The sequence below is a fragment of the Yoonia sp. JB2-21 genome, from assembly GCF_055693545.1.
Genome location: NZ_JBVFUC010000001.1, coordinates 1,711,171 through 1,728,012, shown reverse-complemented (window position 1 = coordinate 1,728,012; position 16,842 = coordinate 1,711,171). Strand labels below are relative to the sequence as shown.

Here is a 16,842-nt window from a genome sequence, read left to right as displayed (position 1 = left end):
AATCGGGACTATCATCCCCAACATTTGGCGATAAAACCCGGTGTGTTGTCAATGACGCATGGCCATTGTGCCAAAAAGAATCAGTTCACACGGAAATTGTTACCGAGGTAAACGCGGCGCACATTCTCGTCTTGGATGACCTCTTCGGTTGTCCCGCTCATCAGTACTTTTCCGTCATGCAGAATATATGCGCGATCCACAATCTGGAGCGTTTCCTGCACGTTATGATCGGTGATCAAGACGCCAATACCGCGGTTCTTGAGGTCAGCGACCAGATGTCTGATTTCGCCAACAGCGATCGGGTCAACACCCGCAAACGGTTCGTCAAGCAGCACATATTTTGGTCCAGCGGCAAGACAGCGCGCAATTTCAACCCGGCGCCGTTCGCCCCCCGACAGTGCCATGGCCGATGCGCGCCGCAAATGCTCGATCGAGAACTCCGACAGCAGCTCTTCAAGGCGCTCGCGGCGGCGATGCCGGTTTGGCACCCTGATTTCGAGGATCGACATGATGTTGTCTTCGACCGACATGCCGCGAAAAATCGACATTTCCTGCGGCAGATAACCGATGCCCATTTGCGCACGGCGATACATGGGCAACGTCGTTACTTCGCGCCCATCAATGACCACGCGTCCGCCTTCGGGTGTCACAAGGCCAGCAATGGAATAAAAGCAGGTGGTTTTGCCCGACCCGTTCGGCCCAAGCAAAGCAACAACTTCACCACGGCCAAGGTCAATGCTGACGTCGCGAATGACAGGGCGTTTGCGATAGCTTTTGCGCAAATTGACAATCTGCAGGCCGACATCGCCATCTTGAACAGAAAGTTGCGGGCTGTCCTGCATCAGTTGTCACCTTGTTGCAGCACGGTACGCACCCGGCCGTCCATCGTGGCGGTGCCGTCGGTCACGTTGATTGTCATCTGTCCCGCCGAGATCGCACTGGGGCCCTGAGTCAACAAGACATCACCGGCTAAAACCAACAGACCGGTTGTGATATCATAGTCAGCTTGCTCAGCCTCGGCGGCTTCATCGGCTGTTACAAAGGTGACACCACCTGATGCGACAAGGCGCGCGATTTCTGATGTATCTGTGCCGTAGACAACTTCGACGCGACCAGCGGTCAGGCGCAGATCGCCCTGCCCAACGATGACATTGCCATCGAAAATAGCGGTTCCCGTATCCTGATCAATCGACAGGCTGTCTGCTGTCACTTCAACGGCGGCTGATGTGTCGACCGCGATGCCGCCCAGATCGACGTTCGTTTGTGCCAATGCGATCCCCGCAGAGGTTATCATCAGAGATGCGCAAATCGCGATCTGTCTTAGCATCGGCGTGAAATCCTTCGTCACGGGGTTTGCGGGGTGTATAGCAGGCGAACCCCATTGGTGAACAGCATCTCCTGCGGGCGGCCTTCTGACGCAACTTGAAATTCAACCTTACCTGCGGTGAGTTGACCAAACGGCGCCCGGATTTCCAGCAACCCGTCCGACGTGACAAGCCCGGTATCCAACTCTGCAATCAGACCGTTGGTTTCCATCTGGTATCCGTCAGATGTTTGCAATCTGGCCAGCCCCAAAAAGCGCGCCAAACGGGCGCGGCCATCCAATTCCCCAAGGGTTGCCGCAACTTCCACGGTGTTACCATTAGGGCTATCCATGCGCATCTGTATGTCATCGATAGTCACCGTGTCCGGCCGTTCAACATCGGGCCGCGCAGCGTTGGCCGAGATGACGATGATCGCACCGTCATCGGTGACGCCTGAAAATTCGGGGGCAGAGACCCTTTGTTCGCGCGCAATGGCCTCAACCTCTGCCAGCGCGATGTCAGAGGGTTCGGTCGTCGTGCGCGCAAAAAGGAAAAGCGTCGACAAAAGCGCTAATGCGCAGAGCGGCAGAATGATCTTGGCCCACCCTACGATTTGGGAATGAAGATTGCCCGCGATAGCCACGCCTAGACAATCCCTGCGCGCAGGCAATCATGGATATGCAGTATACCCGCGACTTGTCCCTGCCCCATAGGATCCACCGCAAAAAGGCAGGTAATCTTCTTGTCGTTCATCAGGGCGACGGCTTCTTCGGCCAAAGCATCCGGCGCGACGGTGGTCGGTTGGGCTGTCATGACTTCGCTTGCGATCCGGTCAAGCAAACCGGTCATATGCCGCCGCAAGTCACCGTCCGTGACAATACCAATCAGCCGACCGCCATCGTCGATAACTCCGACAACGCCAAAGCCCTTTTGACTGATTGCCAAAAGCGTGTCGCCCATCGGTGTATGGGCGGGCACCAGGGGCACTGCATCTGCGACATGCATCAGATCCGACACCTTGGACAGTTGTGCGCCCAGCTGACCACCGGGGTGAAATTCGCGAAAATTTTCTGGCGTGAAATCGCGATGTTCCATCAGCGCTACGGCCAGCGCATCGCCTAACGCCAAGGTCATCGTTGTGGATGTTGTGGGGACGACACCGGTGCCGCAGGCTTCGCCAAGATTGGGCAATACGATGGCCACATCGGCACGCTGCAAAAGCGTGCTTTGTGGTTTGCTGGCCACGCCGATCATAGGAATGCCAAAGCGGCGGGTATAAGCGACCAGATCGGCCAATTCAGGTGTTTCGCCGGAATTTGACAGAACCAACACAACATCGCCGCGCGTCATCATGCCCAGATCGCCGTGGCTTGCTTCGGCAGGGTGCACAAAATGGGCCGGGGTCCCTGTGCTGGCAAAAGTGGCCGCAATTTTGCGGGCGATATGGCCGGATTTTCCCATACCGGACACGATAACACGCCCGCTTGCATTCAAAAGGAGTTCGACTGCTTCTGCAAAGCTGTCACCCAGTTCGGCCGAGAGTACGTTGAGGGCTTCGGCTTCCTGAGTGATGACCCGTTGGGCGGCCGACAGGAATTTTGCGTGATCAGCCATCAGTGTGAAAAAATGTCAATGTCAGGCCAACCTGCCAAGTCAAGCTTGGCCCGGGTTGGCAGAAAGGCGAAACAGGATTGTGCGATTTGGGCGCGATCCTCGCGTGCCAGAAGCGTGTCGAACTTGTCCTTGAGCTGATGCAGATACAAGACATCGGACGCCGCATAGTCCAACTGTGCGTCTGTCAGGTCGGTGGCACCCCAGTCGCTTTGTTGCTGGTGCTTCGAGATATCGATGCCCACCATATCCTGCAGCAAGGTTTTCAGCCCATGTCGGTCGGTATAGGTTCGCACCAGCTTTGAGGCGATCTTGGTGCAATAGACCGGTGCCGTCAGCGCTCCGAATGCGTTAAGCAGGGCCGCGATATCAAAACGTCCAAAGTGAAACAGTTTCAGGACGTCGGGATTTTCCAGCATGGCGCAAAGGTTTGGCGCAGCGGTTTGGCCGGGGGCCACCTGAACCAGATGACAGTCCCCGTCGCCGCCGGACATTTGGATCAGACAAAGACGATCCCGGTGTGGGTTCAAGCCCATGGTTTCACAGTCGATCGCAACAATCGGGCCTAGATCAAGCTCATCCGGCAGATCATTCTGGTAGAGGTGATTGGCCATAGGACGCCCTTTTGCTGTGCCGTTGTCCCACAGCAGATACGGTTTGTCACGGCGATCCTCAAGTGGCTCAGGCGAAACGAGCCATATCTGGTCCGGCTTGCAAACTTGTTTTGCCATGGATGGCCAGCCATGATGTAAAGTCTTTTGCAGGCATTGGTTTTCCAAAACCATAGCCTTGTCCGACGCCGCAGCCCCGATCGCTCAGGTGCATGGCTTGCGCGCTTTCTTCGACACCCTCTGCGACAACATGCAGGCCCAGCTCTGTTGCAAGCGCCAGAATAGCCCGCACGACGCTGTCAGCGGCCTGATCAGGAAGCGGCGAGATCAGGGATCGATCAAGTTTTATGCCAGCAAGCGGCAGTTGGGTCAGCTTCGACAGTGACGCGTAACCGGTTCCGAAATCGTCCAGCTCAAGCGCGATACCGCAATCCGCGAGGCTATCTATGTTGATGGCCGCGATGTCGTCTTTGCCATTGATCAAAGTGGTTTCCAGCACTTCAACAACGACTTGGTCAGGTGTCAGACCCGACCGCTGAAGAGCCAGCAAGAAACGTTCGACCAAATGCGGATCGGCGATCGTATCAGGGGCGGCGTTCAAAGAAATCGACGGCCGCCACAGATCCAACAGTTGCCATTGTGATGCCTGTTCCATCGCGGATTGCCAAATGGCATGGTCCAGATCCACCATAAGCCCCGCTCTTTCGGCGGCAGGCAGAAAGACATCTGGGGTTAGCAAACCGCGTGTCGGATGCCGCCAACGTGCCAATACCTCTGCGCCATGCAGGCTACCGTCTGCAAGCCGAACCTGGGGCTGAAACCAAGGTTCGATTTCGCCATTGTCAATGGCGTCGCGCAGATCAAGTTGCAGCTTTTGCATTAAGCTCAAATCGTCACGCAGATCCTGAGTGAAAGCTTGCACCTTATTGCCCCCAGCGTTTTTGGCAAACTGCAAAGCGATTTCGGCATCAGCAAGAATATCCATAGGCTGCCTGCTACCGTCACCAACAAGCAGGTGGCCAATGCTGATGTTGATACCAACGCGACGCCCGTGAATCTCAAAAGGATCTTCGAAGGATGCCTTGATGCGCTGAAGTAACTGCTTTGATGGTTCGCCAGAGATGAGCACAAATTCATCACCGCCCACACGCGCTACGACATTGTCGTGATCGACACAGTTTAGCAAAGACCGGCTAACTTCGATCAAAAGGTCATCGCCGGTTTCATGGCCCATATGATCGTTCACCGACTTAAAATCATCGAGACCAATAAGAAATAGGCTCCAGTCATTTGTAAGGCCATCAATGGCACTATCGGCAAGGTATTCCGTAAGAAAGGCGCGGTTCGGAAGGCCGGTCAGCTGATCATGCCTGACCATATGCTCGAGCCGGTTGTTGAGATGGGTCAGCTTGGTTTGCGAGGCTCGAAGCTCGCTAGCTTTGCGCCGCATTTCGCGCATGGTGAAATAGACCGAACTTTGCGCCGGTAAGAAAATGAACACGGCTTCTGCAACAAGTACAAGCGCCGAAGCGACCAACATTGCATGCTGAAGCCGCGTGAAATACCCCGCCTCCGCTTCAACTTGCTCGGCAAACAGCTCTGCGGTTCTCAACAAATCATCACGCAGGCCGCCCGCATCAAAAAATGTATTGATCCTGGTGCTTAACGCGTGTCTCAGCTCCGGCGGACCGGTAGCAAACTGTTTTGCCAAAGTGACGAATTCTCGCACACCCTGTACCACTGGCCGGTCTCCGCCCAAAAGATGTTTGCTAAGGTCGTCAGACTGCACCTGAGACGTGAGCAAGGTTTCATGCACAGCCTCGAACTGTAGGATCGCTTTGTTGAACGATGTGAAGTCGGGGAGCGTTTCATCGGCCAAATGTTCCGTTTTACGGACGATTTCCTGGGCAATCTGAAGTTGAGTATTGCTTTGTCTGATGCTCTCTGCGGCCACCAAGCCGCGGTCGATGACGGTGCGGTTCAGAATATGAGTTGTGATAATCAACCCAAGAACCACGACCAGAGCAAAACAATAGTGAGTCCACAAACGTTCAGGTTTGCGCGATGACATGCGTTCTAAAGCGTTTTCGGCCAGTCTTCTGAGCGTGGACATTTGCGAATCCTGCAAGAGTATTGCGGGATTATTTCCATCGATTGATTAAGGGAGCGTTGCGAAAAGTCGATTAAAACTGGACGGACCTTGTCAGAGTCCCGCTGCGAGATCGTGATAGAGTGCCATAAAACCGTCCCGCACAACGACCGGCGGCCGTAGTTTGATTTGCAAGCTATCTGTCAGGTTCGGATCTTGCTTGCCAAAATACTTGTCGGCTTCGTCTTTGGTGAACCCGGCGATCTGGGTCGCCTCTAACCATGCAGAAAGTTTATCGGCCTTTTTGATTTGACGTTTGACGGTTGCGGGAACCTGCGCTGGTAAACCAAAACGCAGATGGATCGCCGCCGTCAGCCGATCGTCGAGCGCACCATAGCCCGGACCAACCGCCGCTTTGACGGGGCTGATCATGTCGCCGATCACGTACTCTGGTGCATCATGCAAAAGTGCTGCGAGTTGCCATTTCACAGGCGCTTTGGGGTTCTGAAGCATGAAAATTTCTGCCACAAGCAACGAGTGTTCGGCAACAGAATATGCAAAGTCGCCTTTGGTTTGCCCGTTCCAGCGCGCGACAAACGCAAGGCCATGCGCAATGTCCTTGATCTCAATATCGACCGGTGTGGGATCCAGCAGATCGAGCCTGCGTCCCGATAGCATCCGTTGCCAGGCTCTGGGTTGTGCTTTGGCCATGCGCTCTCCAAGAAAAACCGTTGTTCGTGACATAGATTGCCGCGGCTAAGTCGTAAACCAACACGAGCTGTGGTTGCGTTCAAAATCATGCACCGATGATTAAGTGTTCGGTTGTATCGGTCCTATCAGGAAGTGAATATTCGGCATGGCAGACGCGACATTGCTGCCATTGTCGCAGGGGGAAAGCCCTGCTATCAGCCACGCAAACGGATCAATAGCGCGCCAGGAGGCAGCAATGAAAGATTACATCGTCAAGGACATCGCCCTTGCCCAGTTCGGCCGCAAAGAACTGGACATCGCCGAAACAGAGATGCCGGGCCTGATGTCCCTGCGTGAAGAGTATGGCGAAGCCAAGCCGTTGAAGGGTGCGCGGATTGTCGGCTCATTGCACATGACGATTCAAACCGCTGTTCTGATCGAAACACTGACGGCCCTTGGTGCCGATGTGCGCTGGGCATCATGCAACATCTTTTCGACCCAAGATCATGCGGCTGCGGCAATTGCCGAAGGCGGTACGCCTGTATTCGCAATTAAGGGTCAATCATTGGAAGAACATTGGGACTACTTGGATAAATCCTTCATGTTCCCCGAAGGCCCCAACATGATCCTCGATGACGGTGGCGATGCGACCCTCTACGTTCTATTGGGTGCCCGTGCCGAGGCAGGCGAAGATATCATCCCCGTCCCGCAGTCCGAGGAAGAAGAAGTCATCAAAAAGCAAATCGCCAAGCGTATGGCCGCCAGCCCCGGTTGGTTTACCAAGACACGCGATGCGATCAAAGGTGTATCCGAGGAAACGACAACCGGCGTGCACCGCCTTTATGATCTGCACAAGAACGGCCAATTGCCGTTCCCCGCGATCAACGTGAACGATAGTGTGACCAAATCGAAGTTCGACAACAAATACGGCTGTAAGGAATCGCTGGTCGACGGTATCCGCCGAGCGACAGATACGATGATGGCTGGTAAAGTTGCTGTTGTTTGTGGGTATGGCGATGTGGGCAAAGGCTCTGCCGCGTCCTTGGCTGGTGCCGGCGCACGTGTGAAAGTCACCGAAGTTGACCCGATCTGCGCCTTGCAGGCCGCCATGGATGGTTTCGAAGTTGTCGTGCTTGAGGATGTGCTGGACAGCGCAGATGTGTTTATCACCACAACAGGCAACAAGGACGTTATCCGCATCGAGCATATGCGCGAGATGAAGGATATGGCGATCGTGGGCAACATTGGCCACTTCGACAACGAAATTCAGGTTGCAGCGCTCAAGAACCACAAGTGGACCAATATCAAAGAACAGGTCGACATGATCGAAATGCCGTCTGGCAACCGCTTGATCCTGCTGTCCGAAGGGCGCTTGCTGAACCTTGGCAATGCCACCGGGCACCCGTCATTTGTGATGTCAGCGTCCTTTACCAACCAAGTGCTGGCGCAGATGGAATTGTGGAACAATGGCGACGCCTATGACATTGGTGTTCACATCCTGCCAAAGCATCTGGACGAAAAAGTTGCGCGTCTGCATCTTGCACGGATCGGTGTGAAACTGACCGAACTGAAGAAAGAGCAGGCGGACTATATCGGCGTCACCGTCGAAGGCCCGTTCAAGCCAGAGCACTACCGGTACTAAACGCCAATGCGGCATGCCAAGCGACAACAAATGGCGCAGCAGGCCGCAAAGACGCAGACCAAGCAGAAAACACGCAGTTGGGCCCTGATCAGCGGTCTGGCTGCGTTTCTATTTGCCAGCATGCTGGCCTTTGGCGGGTATCAGGCCGTTGTGCACCCCGACACACCGTTGCCGCGTGAATGGAACCCAATACAGCCGCTGCTGATCAGCGACCCGGTGACGCCGTTGACGGGCTGGAAATTGAATAGGGCCGTGGCATCCGCCAACCAATGTCTGGCTGCTTTGCAAGGTTCAGCCGCTTTGCAGCCGCTGACGCCGCTGGAAGAGAGCGAACAGTGCTTTATCCGCGATCGGGTCGATCTGCGTGCGGTAGGCGATGCCCGTTTGGCACCTATTGAGACGCGCTGTGCAATCGCGTTGCGTATGGCGATGTGGGAACGCCATAGTCTGCAACCGGCGGCGCAGGAATTTCTGGGCACTTCGGTCAGTAGCATTTCGCATTTTGGCAGTTACAGCTGTCGGGCAATGCGAACCACTTCCGGCCTTTCAACACGGATGAGCACACATGCCACGGCCGATGCGGTCGATATTTCCGGCTTTGGTTTGGCGGATGGTACGCGGATCCGGCTGTTGTCAGACTGGGAGCCGGTGGGTCCTAAGGCCGATTTTTTGCGGGCTGTGCGTGATGGCGCCTGCAAGTGGTTCAGTCTGACTTTGTCGCCTGATTATAACCGCCTGCACGCTGATCACTTTCATCTGCAATCGCGTGGTTGGGGGCTATGTCGATAGCGGTGGCGCTAGCCCCCTGTGATCAAAAGCTGAACGCGACCCGTGCTTTGAAGATCGTCACATTCACATCGCGGCCACTGCCTACATAATCCTCAAATTTATGCTGTAGAACTTCGGCGCCAAAACGCATGTTTGTTATGACCGGGACATCGTACCCGATCCCATAGAGGTAGCCATCGTCATCGCCAAGCTCCGGCAAAGATGCCAAAGGACGGGCCATCAACGTCGATATCGGAGCCACCAACCTGAAATCCGGCGTAGGGGTCAGACCAGTCTTGGGCGACAGTCGCGGCAGGCGCTGTTCCAACCAGTGCTGCGATGATCAAAGAGTTCAGTTGCATTCCCGTTGGCCTGTTTTTGTTACGATACAAGTGATTGCGGGAGCGTCTTTCAAACAGATCGGCGAGGTCGTGAACGATTGCGTGACCACGGCGTGCATAGCGTGGTCGTTGCTTGCGATTTCGTGGTGATCCGCCGACTGCGGATAGCGAAAGATTGCCGTCTTTAGGGTTTTTTCTTTACCTGCCGTAGCCAGTCACATTAACGTGCTGCTACCGCGGCCAATCGCGCCGCGCGTGAAACAAAAACTGGAACATCGGGGACATTCTCATGGGTAAAAGAGACGATTTGATTGCAAAGTACGCGGACGACCTCAAAAATAAATGTGGTATGACGCCAGATATGGACCTTTTGACAAAGGTAACCATCGGGTGCGGTCCCGCAATCTACAACGCAGACGCCTCGACCGTGGCCGGCAGCCAACCTGCCGAACTGGAAACCGTGAAGAATAATTTCCTCATGAAGAAGCTTGGCTTGAAAGATGGCCCGGAACTTGATTCCGCTATCGCGTCCGTTCTTGACACCTACGGCCAGTCAGAGCGCAATAAATTCCGCGCTGTGGTGTACTACATGCTGACAAAGCACTTTAGCAAAGAATCCGTCTACGGCTAAGTTGCTCAGACAGCTTTCGAAGCGCCCGCCATTTGGCGGGCGTTTTGCGTTCTATTGCCGCAGTTAGGGTTAATTTGAATTGCTTTCGAAGCGCTTAATGATTGCCTGAGCGTGCCATAATCCGTTAAGCAAAGATGCGGGCCAGAATGGTTCGAACCAGAATTCAGTTGCGTGCGGTGGTAAAGGAGCACGCGGGGTGAAAAGGGGTTCGGACATCGTCCGAGCCCCTTTTTTGTTCACAGCACGGTCAGGACAATACCCATGATGGTTGCAGCCGCGGTTGCGTAGCCACCGTCAATGATGGCGAGCTTCCACGGCCGGTTGGAATATCCGGTATTGATAAAGATCCAAGGCGTGATGAAGAATAGTCCGATGCCAAGACCCGACTGAAAGCCTTTCCCGACGGTCTCAATTCCTGACAAGGCAAAGGTGTGCCGCATCATGCCGGCAACCAGAAGAATGCAGATGAACGAGATGACGTAAGGGACCGGACTTTCGGCATCAACCGGTTTGCCATCTTCCCCAACTGCGATATCCGCCGCTGCCATCCAAGGTTTGGCGAGCGCCATGTAGTAGGCTGCGCCAAAGGCGAATGCGGCAATGGCCGCGACGATTACTGAAACAAGACCCATTGAACCCTCCCAAAGTCATTGGTTTGCGGGATCAGTATCGCCTGACAGATTGTCGCAGGCTAGGGGTTTGTTTCGCCCATCTCACAGATGATCTGCCATTCCTGATCACTTACCGGCTGGACAGACAACCGCGAGTTATTGACCAGCACCATGTCGGCAAGTCGCGGCTCCGCTTTGATTGCTTCGAGTGTTACAGGCGCCTTGAAAGGTCGAACCGCCTTGATATCCACACATTCCCAACGGGCGTCATCTGTCGTGCTGTCAGGATGCGCCTCGGCGCAAACCTCAACAATGCCCACAATCTCTAACCCGGTGCGTGAATGATAGAAGAACCCCTTTTCGCCCAACTTCATTGCCCGCATGTTGTTGCGCGCCTGATAGTTCCGCACGCCGTCCCACTCTTCGCCCGCGTCACCCTTGGCGACCTGCGCGTCCCAGCCCCAGACATCCGGTTCTGATTTGAACAGCCAGTAGGCCATCAGCCGATCACCTTTTTCCATGCCCGCAGTGTGACATCGCTGAACAACCCCGCCTTGGCGTAGGGGTCATTGTCGGCCCAGGCCTGTGCCGCAGCCAGATCCGCAACCTCCAGCACAATCAGCGATCCGCACATCTGATCGTCATCGTCCAGAACCGGGCCCGCCATTTCGACCACGCCGGTTTCCGCGATATAGGCCAAATGCGCCTCGCGATTGTCCATGCGTGTTTGCAGCGCGCCGGGTTTGTCTTTTGTCATCAGGGCAAAGCGCATTTATTCTTCCTTGAGTGGGCGCGACAGCAATGTGTTCAACGCGGTCGCGACATCGGTTTTGCTTTCTGTCAGATCTGCAACAACCCTACAAATCGGCATATCAATGTCCAGTTCTTGCGCCAACTGACGCACGGCGCGCGCTGTGGCTGCCCCTTCGACAGTGGTGTTCTGATCAAAATCCGCGCCCGTTCCAAGCGCCAGTCCATAGCGGTAGTTCCGCGATTGATCAGAGGTGCAGGTCAACACCAGATCACCGAACCCCGACAACCCCGCAAGCGTGTCGGGCTGTGCGCCCACGGCCAGCGCCAATCGCTGCATTTCGGGAAAGCCGCGCGTGATCAGGGCGGCACGCGCGCTTTCGCCCAGCTTGGCCCCGATCGCGATACCCGATGCGATGGCCATGACGTTCTTGAGCGCGCCACCCAATTCCGCCCCAACAGTGTCTGTTGTGCGGTAAATACGCAGGCTGGTCGTTGAAAGGGCTGTTTGCAGGATCGCGCCCAGTTCATCATCAGCGCAGGCCAGCGTTAGGGCAGTGGGCAGCCCCCTTGCAATATCAGCGGCAAAGCTCGGCCCTGTCAGCATCGCGGCCACTGCATCCGGCACCAAATCGCGGAGCGTGCTGGCTGGGCCGGTCATCCGCTTTAAGTCAATGCCTTTGCAGCAGGCGACCAGATACTTGCCATCCAGTTTATCCGCGTGTTCTGTCAGGAAGGCGGGTAGGGTCTGCGCAGGAATGGCGAGCAGGATCGTATCGCAAGCAAAAAGCGGCTCTAACACAGCAGAAAACGATATGTTTTCGGGCAATTCCACTCCCGGCAACTTTGGATTGCTACGCCGATCTTGCATCTGCGCAATCGCATCAGGATTGCGCGCCCAAAGCTGTACTTGGTTGCCATCCAGCGCCAGTGCGACGCCCAGCGCCGTGCCAAACGCCCCGCCTCCTGCAATACCGATCTTCATGCTTTTGCTCCTTTTTTGCCTGACCCTAGCATGGGCGCGGCCCGCTGGTCCAAAGGCCAACGCGGACGGGCAGAAAGCGTCAGATCATCACGTTCACCGGCTGCCATGCGTTCGAGACCTGCATAAGCAATCATTGCGGCATTGTCGGTGCAAAGGTGTAAAGGAGGAGCTACAAAATCAGTGTCCAATTTAGCGCAAATCTGCATCAATCCAGATCGGATCGTCCCATTCGCAGCAACCCCGCCCGCGATCGCAAAGGTGGGTTTTGCGGGGCTAAAGCCAAGGTATTCATCCAGCGCGCGTCGCGTTTTTTCGACCAGGACATCAGAGATGGCCGCCTGAAAGCTTGCGCTCAAATCCGCTTGGTCCTGCACCGTCAACCCACCGGCCTCTACGACCACAGCGTCACGTGCCCGCAGGATCGCGGTTTTGAGACCCGAGAACGACATATCGCACCCCGGCTGGCTCAGCAGCGGACGCGGCAGGGCAAAGCGTTTGGGATCGCCCGATTTGGCGGATTCTTCGACGGAGGGTCCACCCGGTTGCGGCAGGCCAAGCAAACGCGCTGTTTTGTCGAACGCTTCGCCCGGCGCGTCGTCAATCGTACCGCCAATGCGTTTGAATTGGTCGTGCCCTTGGACAATCAAGAACTGACAATGCCCGCCAGACACCAGTAGCATCAGATAGGGATATGCCACCTGATCGGTCAGCCGCGGCGTCAGCGCGTGACCGGCCAAGTGGTTCACACCAATCAGTGGCAGACCGGTTGCCGCAGACAGACCCTTGGCGCACATCACGCCGGACAGCACACCACCGATCAGGCCGGGCCCCGCCGTAACAGCAATACCATCCATATCGCGCAGTGTTAGACCCGCTTTTCCCAGCGCCTCTTCCACGCAATGATCCAGCTTTTCTGCATGCGCCCGCGCTGCGATTTCGGGAACGACACCGCCAAAGTCTGCATGCAAGGACGTCTGTCCATAAACGACAGATGCCAGCACATCGGTGCCGCGCACGACAGCGGCGGCTGTGTCGTCACAGCTGCTTTCGATCCCAAGAATGGTCAAAGAGGACGTCATTGGCGCTTCCGGTTGCGTGTTGGTCTTTGGCAGGTAACATTGCATTTGCGCGCAAACAATGGTGCCCCCGATGACGCCCACACTGATCCTGACCCGTCCTGCCGCACAAAGCGAACGCTTTGCCGCTGACATCGCGGCGGTTTGGGACAGGCCGATAAGGATCATTCATTCGCCACTGATAAAGATTGTTCCTGTCGATGCAGAATGGACCAGTCCTGACGCTGTCATCTTCACGTCCGCAAACGGTGTCGCTGCTGCCGCCGCATTGGGTATGCCGAAGGGGCTGACCGCATGGTGCGTTGGGGAAAAGACGGCAGTGAAAGCCCGTGCTGCTGGCTTTGCCTCGGTCACTGGTCCGGGCGATGCAAATGGTTTGGTTGCCGATATCATTGCCGCCAAACCCCGCGGGATGATTGCGCATATTCGTGGCACACATGCGCGTGGGGATGTGTGCGCCCGATTGGGTCAGGCCGGTGTGCAATGTCGGGACGTCATTGCCTATGACCAGCGGGAACAACCACTTTCGGCTGCGGCAACCACGGCCCTTTCTGCGTCTGAACCGCTCATTTTCCCCCTGTTTTCGCCACGAACAGCGGCGATACTCAGCAAACAAGGACCGTTTGTGGCACCTGTACACGCCATTGTGCTGAGCGAGGCGGTTCAAGATGCGCTGGCGGTTGGGTTGGTCGGTACGATCCGACGTACAGAGCGACCTGACGGTGACGCAATGCGCGACGCAACTTTGAGTGTGATGCGCGCGCAAATTGGTCGCAGTTAAGTGTCGGCGCATTGCTTGAGGGTCAGGCAGATGCGCGATAGTCTATGCTATCACCTGCCAGATTGGCGGGTGCGGGTGCTGAAAGGGTAAAAAACGTGGCGAAACAGCCTGCCAAGGGTCGCAAGACACCAGCAAAACCAAAAAATACGACAAAAAAAGAGGTCGCTCAGCCCGAATCGGTCATGCCGAAGGAACCGGTGATTGACGCAATTCCAGCGGAAGTGCACGCGAAAGCAGACCTCAAAGAACCAAAACCGACGAAACCCGAGGCACCGTCTCCAGCGGAAAAACCTGAACCTGTCCCGGTGTCAGACACACCCAAGACACCTGATGCGCCGAAGCCTGCCCCTATACCTGCGCCCACGCAAAACGGCGGTTTGTTTCCGCTGATATTGGGTGGACTGGTTGCCGGCGTGATCGGTTTTGCTGTGGCAACCTTCACCACCCCACCGGCTGATACGGCCCTGTCTGACCAATTGGCTGCGCAATCGACGCAGATTTCAGCGCTTGAACAACAATTGACTGATTTACCTACGGTGGATTTGAGCGGGGTTGAAGCGACCTTGGCGTCTCTGACGGGGCAGATGTCGGACGTTTCGGCAAGAGTCGCTGCCTTGGAAGAGCGCCCGGCCACCTCTGTCGTTTCGTCAGAAGCGGGCGAAGGCGTCTCTGACGAATTGGATGTGCTGCGCGCGCAAATTGCTGAAATGGCCGGTGCGGCACAGACCGAATTGGCCGAAGCGCGCGCGCAAGCTGCGTCGATCGAGGAAAACGCTGCAGCGGCAGCGCGCAATGCTGCGGCGCGTGCAGCCTTGGCACGGATACAAACGGCGCTTGAAAGCGGGGCACCCATCGGCGCAGCACTTGGCGATCTGGAAGACGCTTTAGGCGAAAGCGCACCAGATGCATTGATTGCAGTCCAAGATGGCGTTCCCACGCTGGCCAGTCTGCAGGATACGTTCCCCGATGTTGCGCGTGTGGCTTTGGCAACGGCCCGTACCGAAGGTGTATCCGGCGAAGAGACCACAGGCCTTGGTGCTTTCATGCGCAGCCAATTCGATGTGCGTTCAACCACGCCACAAGAAGGCGATAGCGCGGATGCAGTGCTGTCGCGCGCCGAAGCGGCCGTGCGTACGGGGCGACTGTCCGATGCTTTGGCAGAGATCAGCGCACTGCCCGAAGTGTCCCGTGCAGAGATGTCCGAATGGCTTGGTCTGGCCGAAACGCGCGCTGACGCAATTGCCGCTGTTGATATTCTGTCTACATCCCTTTCCGATAATTAAAGGCGAACCTTATGCTTTGGTCCCTCATTAAAATTATGGCGTTCGTCCTCGCAGTCACCGCACTGACCTATGGTGGCACCCAGCTGATGGAGGTGGATGGCGGCGCGACAGTTGATGTCGCAGGTCAGGAATTTTCCCTCAGCCCGTTGCAGATGGTCTTTGGTTTTGTTGCGTTAGTGGTTGCGGTTTGGCTAGGGCTCAAGCTGTTGACGTTTTGTGTGGCCACTTTCAAATTTCTCAATGGTGACGAAACTGCGATTTCGCGCTATTTTGATCGGAACCGCGAACGCAAAGGTTACGAAGCCTTGAGCGAGGGAATGATGGCGCTGGCGTCTGGCGAGGGTCATTTGGCGCTGACGAAGGCTGCGCGGGCGGACAAGTACCTGCAACAACCGCAGCTGACTAATCTTCTGACGGCGCAGGCCGCAGAGATGACCGGCGACCGTCAGAAGGCCGAAGAAACCTACAAAAAATTGCTGGCCGACGACAAAACCCGCTTTGTTGGTGTGCGTGGGATTATGAAGCAAAAGCTGTCGGATGGGGATACCGAGACGGCATTTGCATTGGCGCAAAAAGCGTTTGCGATAAAGCCGAAACACGAAGAGACGCAGGATGTCTTGTTGCGCTTGCAGGCAGAAAAATCTGACTGGTCAGGCGCACGCAAAACACTGGGTGCCAAGCTGAAATATGGCAGCTTGCCACGGGATGTGCATACGCGCCGCGATGCGGTGCTGGCGTTGTCAGAAGCACGCGATATCCTCAGCGATGGCAAAACAATCGAAGCCCGCGAAGCAGCGATTGAAGCGAACCGTTTGTCACCCGACTTGATCCCGGCCGCGATTATGGCAGCCCGTGGTTATATTGGTGAAGGCAATGCGCGCTATGCCACACGTGTTTTGACCAAAGCATGGAATGCGCAGCCGCACCCAGACATTGCCGCCGCCTTTGCAGAGATCGCACCGGATGAGACATCGGACGCGCGGCTCAAACGCTTCAAGGCGCTGACCAAAGCAACCGCCGGTCATCCAGAGACCAAAATGCTGATGGCGGAATTGCATATCAGCGCCGAGGATTTTCCTGCAGCAAAGCGCGCGCTGGGTGATCTGGTGGAACAAGATCCAACAGCGCGGAATCTGACCTTGATGGCAGCAATTGAGCGGGGCGAGGGCGCGGACGATTCCGTTGTGCGCGGGTGGTTGACCAAAGCACTGACGGCGCCACGCGGCCCGCAGTGGATCTGTGGCAACTGCCAGCATATCCACGCGACGTGGGGTGCGACATGCACGAACTGCGGATCCTTCGACACGTTGACATGGAAAACACCACCAGCAAGCGAGGTCGCGATGCCGGCCGGAACAGAAATGCTGCCATTGATTGTTGGGCAGACAGCTGAACCCGCCTTGCCGTTGACAGAGGTGGTTGAAGAGGCCGAAGTCGTCGAAGGCGAAGAGGTGAAATAGGACTTTTCGACGATCAGGCATGATGCTAGTAAAACGCCCGGTTGGCCGCTGTAGCTCAGATGGTAGAGCACGTCATTCGTAATGATGGGGTCGTAGGTTCAAGTCCTATCAGCGGCACCATATCCAAAGAATACCAGACCTATTCTTGTATAGATCTTCACATAAATCCCCAAAATATTTTTAGCAAAATCAGTGGCTTGATAGAAATA

At 55.9% G+C, this 16,842-nt stretch carries 20 protein-coding genes and 1 tRNA gene; 7 read left to right on the top strand and 14 right to left on the bottom strand.

The window, feature by feature from the left end; all coding sequences use genetic code 11:
- Positions 1 to 80: 80 nt before the first annotated feature.
- The 7 genes from lptB to ACZ1G5_RS08655 form a co-directional block, all read right to left on the bottom strand.
- Positions 81 to 842 (bottom strand): LPS export ABC transporter ATP-binding protein, encoded by a 762-nt coding sequence (gene lptB, locus ACZ1G5_RS08685; protein ID WP_472732458.1) that lies wholly within the window; start codon positions 840 to 842, stop codon positions 81 to 83.
- Positions 842 to 1,327, bottom strand: coding sequence for an LptA/OstA family protein (locus ACZ1G5_RS08680; protein WP_472734303.1), 486 nt, complete (start codon positions 1,325 to 1,327; stop codon positions 842 to 844). The genes lptB and ACZ1G5_RS08680 overlap by 1 nt, the downstream gene beginning before the upstream one ends.
- Positions 1,328 to 1,344: 17 nt before the next feature.
- Positions 1,345 to 1,947 carry a hypothetical protein gene (locus ACZ1G5_RS08675; protein WP_472732457.1) on the bottom strand — a complete coding sequence of 201 codons (603 nt, stop codon included), beginning with the start codon at positions 1,945 to 1,947 and terminating at the stop codon, positions 1,345 to 1,347.
- A gap of 2 nt (positions 1,948 to 1,949) precedes the next feature.
- Positions 1,950 to 2,918 carry a KpsF/GutQ family sugar-phosphate isomerase gene (locus tag ACZ1G5_RS08670; protein WP_472732456.1) on the bottom strand — a complete coding sequence of 323 codons (969 nt, stop codon included), beginning with the start codon at positions 2,916 to 2,918 and terminating at the stop codon, positions 1,950 to 1,952.
- Entirely contained in the window at positions 2,918 to 3,529 is a 612-nt protein-coding gene (locus ACZ1G5_RS08665) for a ribonuclease D (protein ID WP_472734302.1), read from the bottom strand. Before ACZ1G5_RS08665 ends, ACZ1G5_RS08670 begins: the two co-directional genes overlap by 1 nt.
- 67 nt (positions 3,530 to 3,596) lie before the next feature.
- A complete protein-coding gene (locus tag ACZ1G5_RS08660; RefSeq protein WP_472732455.1) occupies positions 3,597 to 5,639 on the bottom strand; it encodes a putative bifunctional diguanylate cyclase/phosphodiesterase in 2,043 nt (680 codons plus the stop codon).
- Positions 5,640 to 5,729: 90 nt separating this feature from the next.
- A complete protein-coding gene (locus ACZ1G5_RS08655) occupies positions 5,730 to 6,293 on the bottom strand; it encodes a YfbR-like 5'-deoxynucleotidase (RefSeq protein ID WP_472734301.1) in 564 nt (187 codons plus the stop codon).
- A 268-nt stretch (positions 6,294 to 6,561) separates the two neighbouring features.
- Between ACZ1G5_RS08655 and ahcY the strand changes: the two genes are divergently transcribed.
- Positions 6,562 to 7,947, top strand: a complete 1,386-nt coding sequence (ahcY, locus tag ACZ1G5_RS08650) for an adenosylhomocysteinase (protein WP_472732454.1) — start codon at positions 6,562 to 6,564, stop codon at positions 7,945 to 7,947.
- A 30-nt stretch (positions 7,948 to 7,977) separates the two neighbouring features.
- Positions 7,978 to 8,736, top strand: coding sequence for an extensin-like domain-containing protein (locus ACZ1G5_RS08645; RefSeq protein ID WP_472732453.1), 759 nt, complete (start codon positions 7,978 to 7,980; stop codon positions 8,734 to 8,736).
- A 22-nt stretch (positions 8,737 to 8,758) separates the two neighbouring features.
- On the opposite strand, the gene ACZ1G5_RS08640 is transcribed toward ACZ1G5_RS08645, so the two are convergent.
- Both ACZ1G5_RS08640 and ACZ1G5_RS08635 read right to left on the bottom strand, forming a co-directional pair.
- Entirely contained in the window at positions 8,759 to 8,944 is a 186-nt protein-coding gene (locus tag ACZ1G5_RS08640; protein ID WP_472732452.1) for a hypothetical protein, read from the bottom strand.
- On the bottom strand, positions 8,916 to 9,077 hold the full coding sequence (locus ACZ1G5_RS08635) for a hypothetical protein (protein ID WP_472732451.1): 162 nt from the start codon (positions 9,075 to 9,077) through the stop codon (positions 8,916 to 8,918). The genes ACZ1G5_RS08640 and ACZ1G5_RS08635 overlap by 29 nt, the downstream gene beginning before the upstream one ends.
- A gap of 268 nt (positions 9,078 to 9,345) precedes the next feature.
- Here ACZ1G5_RS08635 and ACZ1G5_RS08630 point away from each other — a divergent pair, with 268 nt between their 5' ends.
- Positions 9,346 to 9,687, top strand: a complete 342-nt coding sequence (locus tag ACZ1G5_RS08630) for a DUF2853 family protein (protein WP_472732450.1) — start codon at positions 9,346 to 9,348, stop codon at positions 9,685 to 9,687.
- A 236-nt stretch (positions 9,688 to 9,923) separates the two neighbouring features.
- Here the strand turns inward: ACZ1G5_RS08630 and ACZ1G5_RS08625 are convergent, their stop codons facing one another.
- The 5 genes from ACZ1G5_RS08625 to tsaD are packed head-to-tail and all read right to left on the bottom strand — an operon-like array spanning position 9,924 to position 13,112.
- The gene (locus ACZ1G5_RS08625) at positions 9,924 to 10,319 is read right to left on the bottom strand and encodes a DUF1761 domain-containing protein (protein WP_472732449.1); all 396 of its coding nucleotides are present in this window, start codon (positions 10,317 to 10,319) and stop codon (positions 9,924 to 9,926) included.
- A gap of 59 nt (positions 10,320 to 10,378) precedes the next feature.
- Positions 10,379 to 10,798 carry an EVE domain-containing protein gene (locus ACZ1G5_RS08620; RefSeq protein ID WP_472732448.1) on the bottom strand — a complete coding sequence of 140 codons (420 nt, stop codon included), beginning with the start codon at positions 10,796 to 10,798 and terminating at the stop codon, positions 10,379 to 10,381.
- Entirely contained in the window at positions 10,798 to 11,070 is a 273-nt protein-coding gene (locus tag ACZ1G5_RS08615; RefSeq protein ID WP_472732447.1) for a YciI family protein, read from the bottom strand. Before ACZ1G5_RS08615 ends, ACZ1G5_RS08620 begins: the two co-directional genes overlap by 1 nt.
- Positions 11,071 to 12,033, bottom strand: a complete 963-nt coding sequence (locus ACZ1G5_RS08610; RefSeq protein ID WP_472732446.1) for an NAD(P)H-dependent glycerol-3-phosphate dehydrogenase — start codon at positions 12,031 to 12,033, stop codon at positions 11,071 to 11,073.
- Positions 12,030 to 13,112, bottom strand: coding sequence for a tRNA (adenosine(37)-N6)-threonylcarbamoyltransferase complex transferase subunit TsaD (gene tsaD / locus ACZ1G5_RS08605; RefSeq protein WP_472732445.1), 1,083 nt, complete (start codon positions 13,110 to 13,112; stop codon positions 12,030 to 12,032). The genes ACZ1G5_RS08610 and tsaD overlap by 4 nt, the downstream gene beginning before the upstream one ends.
- A 70-nt stretch (positions 13,113 to 13,182) precedes the next feature.
- Here tsaD and ACZ1G5_RS08600 point away from each other — a divergent pair, with 70 nt between their 5' ends.
- From ACZ1G5_RS08600 to ACZ1G5_RS08585, 4 genes are all read left to right on the top strand, one after another.
- Positions 13,183 to 13,890, top strand: coding sequence for a uroporphyrinogen-III synthase (locus ACZ1G5_RS08600; RefSeq protein WP_472732444.1), 708 nt, complete (start codon positions 13,183 to 13,185; stop codon positions 13,888 to 13,890).
- A gap of 182 nt (positions 13,891 to 14,072) precedes the next feature.
- A complete protein-coding gene (locus ACZ1G5_RS08595) occupies positions 14,073 to 15,173 on the top strand; it encodes a COG4223 family protein (protein ID WP_472732443.1) in 1,101 nt (366 codons plus the stop codon).
- An 11-nt stretch (positions 15,174 to 15,184) separates the two neighbouring features.
- Entirely contained in the window at positions 15,185 to 16,633 is a 1,449-nt protein-coding gene (locus ACZ1G5_RS08590; RefSeq protein WP_472732442.1) for a heme biosynthesis HemY N-terminal domain-containing protein, read from the top strand.
- A 44-nt stretch (positions 16,634 to 16,677) separates the two neighbouring features.
- Positions 16,678 to 16,753 (top strand) — tRNA-Thr (locus tag ACZ1G5_RS08585).
- Positions 16,754 to 16,842 lie beyond the last annotated feature (89 nt).

What these genes read in the sequence shown, in the direction of transcription:
- lptB (WP_472732458.1), bottom strand. Translation starts at nt 842, where the DNA reads ATGCAGGACAGCCCGCAACTTTCTGTTCAAGATGGCGATGTCGGCCTG.
- ACZ1G5_RS08680 (WP_472734303.1), bottom strand. Translation starts at nt 1,327, where the DNA reads ATGCTAAGACAGATCGCGATTTGCGCATCTCTGATGATAACCTCTGCG.
- ACZ1G5_RS08670 (WP_472732456.1), bottom strand. Translation starts at nt 2,918, where the DNA reads ATGGCTGATCACGCAAAATTCCTGTCGGCCGCCCAACGGGTCATCACT.
- ACZ1G5_RS08665 (WP_472734302.1), bottom strand. Translation starts at nt 3,529, where the DNA reads ATGGCCAATCACCTCTACCAGAATGATCTGCCGGATGAGCTTGATCTA.
- ACZ1G5_RS08660 (WP_472732455.1), bottom strand. Translation starts at nt 5,639, where the DNA reads ATGTCCACGCTCAGAAGACTGGCCGAAAACGCTTTAGAACGCATGTCA.
- ACZ1G5_RS08655 (WP_472734301.1), bottom strand. Translation starts at nt 6,293, where the DNA reads ATGCTATCGGGACGCAGGCTCGATCTGCTGGATCCCACACCGGTCGAT.
- ahcY (WP_472732454.1), top strand. Translation starts at nt 6,562, where the DNA reads ATGAAAGATTACATCGTCAAGGACATCGCCCTTGCCCAGTTCGGCCGC.
- ACZ1G5_RS08645 (WP_472732453.1), top strand. Translation starts at nt 7,978, where the DNA reads ATGGCGCAGCAGGCCGCAAAGACGCAGACCAAGCAGAAAACACGCAGT.
- ACZ1G5_RS08635 (WP_472732451.1), bottom strand. Translation starts at nt 9,077, where the DNA reads ATGCAACTGAACTCTTTGATCATCGCAGCACTGGTTGGAACAGCGCCT.
- ACZ1G5_RS08630 (WP_472732450.1), top strand. Translation starts at nt 9,346, where the DNA reads ATGGGTAAAAGAGACGATTTGATTGCAAAGTACGCGGACGACCTCAAA.
- ACZ1G5_RS08625 (WP_472732449.1), bottom strand. Translation starts at nt 10,319, where the DNA reads ATGGGTCTTGTTTCAGTAATCGTCGCGGCCATTGCCGCATTCGCCTTT.
- ACZ1G5_RS08620 (WP_472732448.1), bottom strand. Translation starts at nt 10,798, where the DNA reads ATGGCCTACTGGCTGTTCAAATCAGAACCGGATGTCTGGGGCTGGGAC.
- ACZ1G5_RS08615 (WP_472732447.1), bottom strand. Translation starts at nt 11,070, where the DNA reads ATGCGCTTTGCCCTGATGACAAAAGACAAACCCGGCGCGCTGCAAACA.
- ACZ1G5_RS08610 (WP_472732446.1), bottom strand. Translation starts at nt 12,033, where the DNA reads ATGAAGATCGGTATTGCAGGAGGCGGGGCGTTTGGCACGGCGCTGGGC.
- tsaD (WP_472732445.1), bottom strand. Translation starts at nt 13,112, where the DNA reads ATGACGTCCTCTTTGACCATTCTTGGGATCGAAAGCAGCTGTGACGAC.
- ACZ1G5_RS08600 (WP_472732444.1), top strand. Translation starts at nt 13,183, where the DNA reads ATGACGCCCACACTGATCCTGACCCGTCCTGCCGCACAAAGCGAACGC.
- ACZ1G5_RS08595 (WP_472732443.1), top strand. Translation starts at nt 14,073, where the DNA reads ATGCCGAAGGAACCGGTGATTGACGCAATTCCAGCGGAAGTGCACGCG.
- ACZ1G5_RS08590 (WP_472732442.1), top strand. Translation starts at nt 15,185, where the DNA reads ATGCTTTGGTCCCTCATTAAAATTATGGCGTTCGTCCTCGCAGTCACC.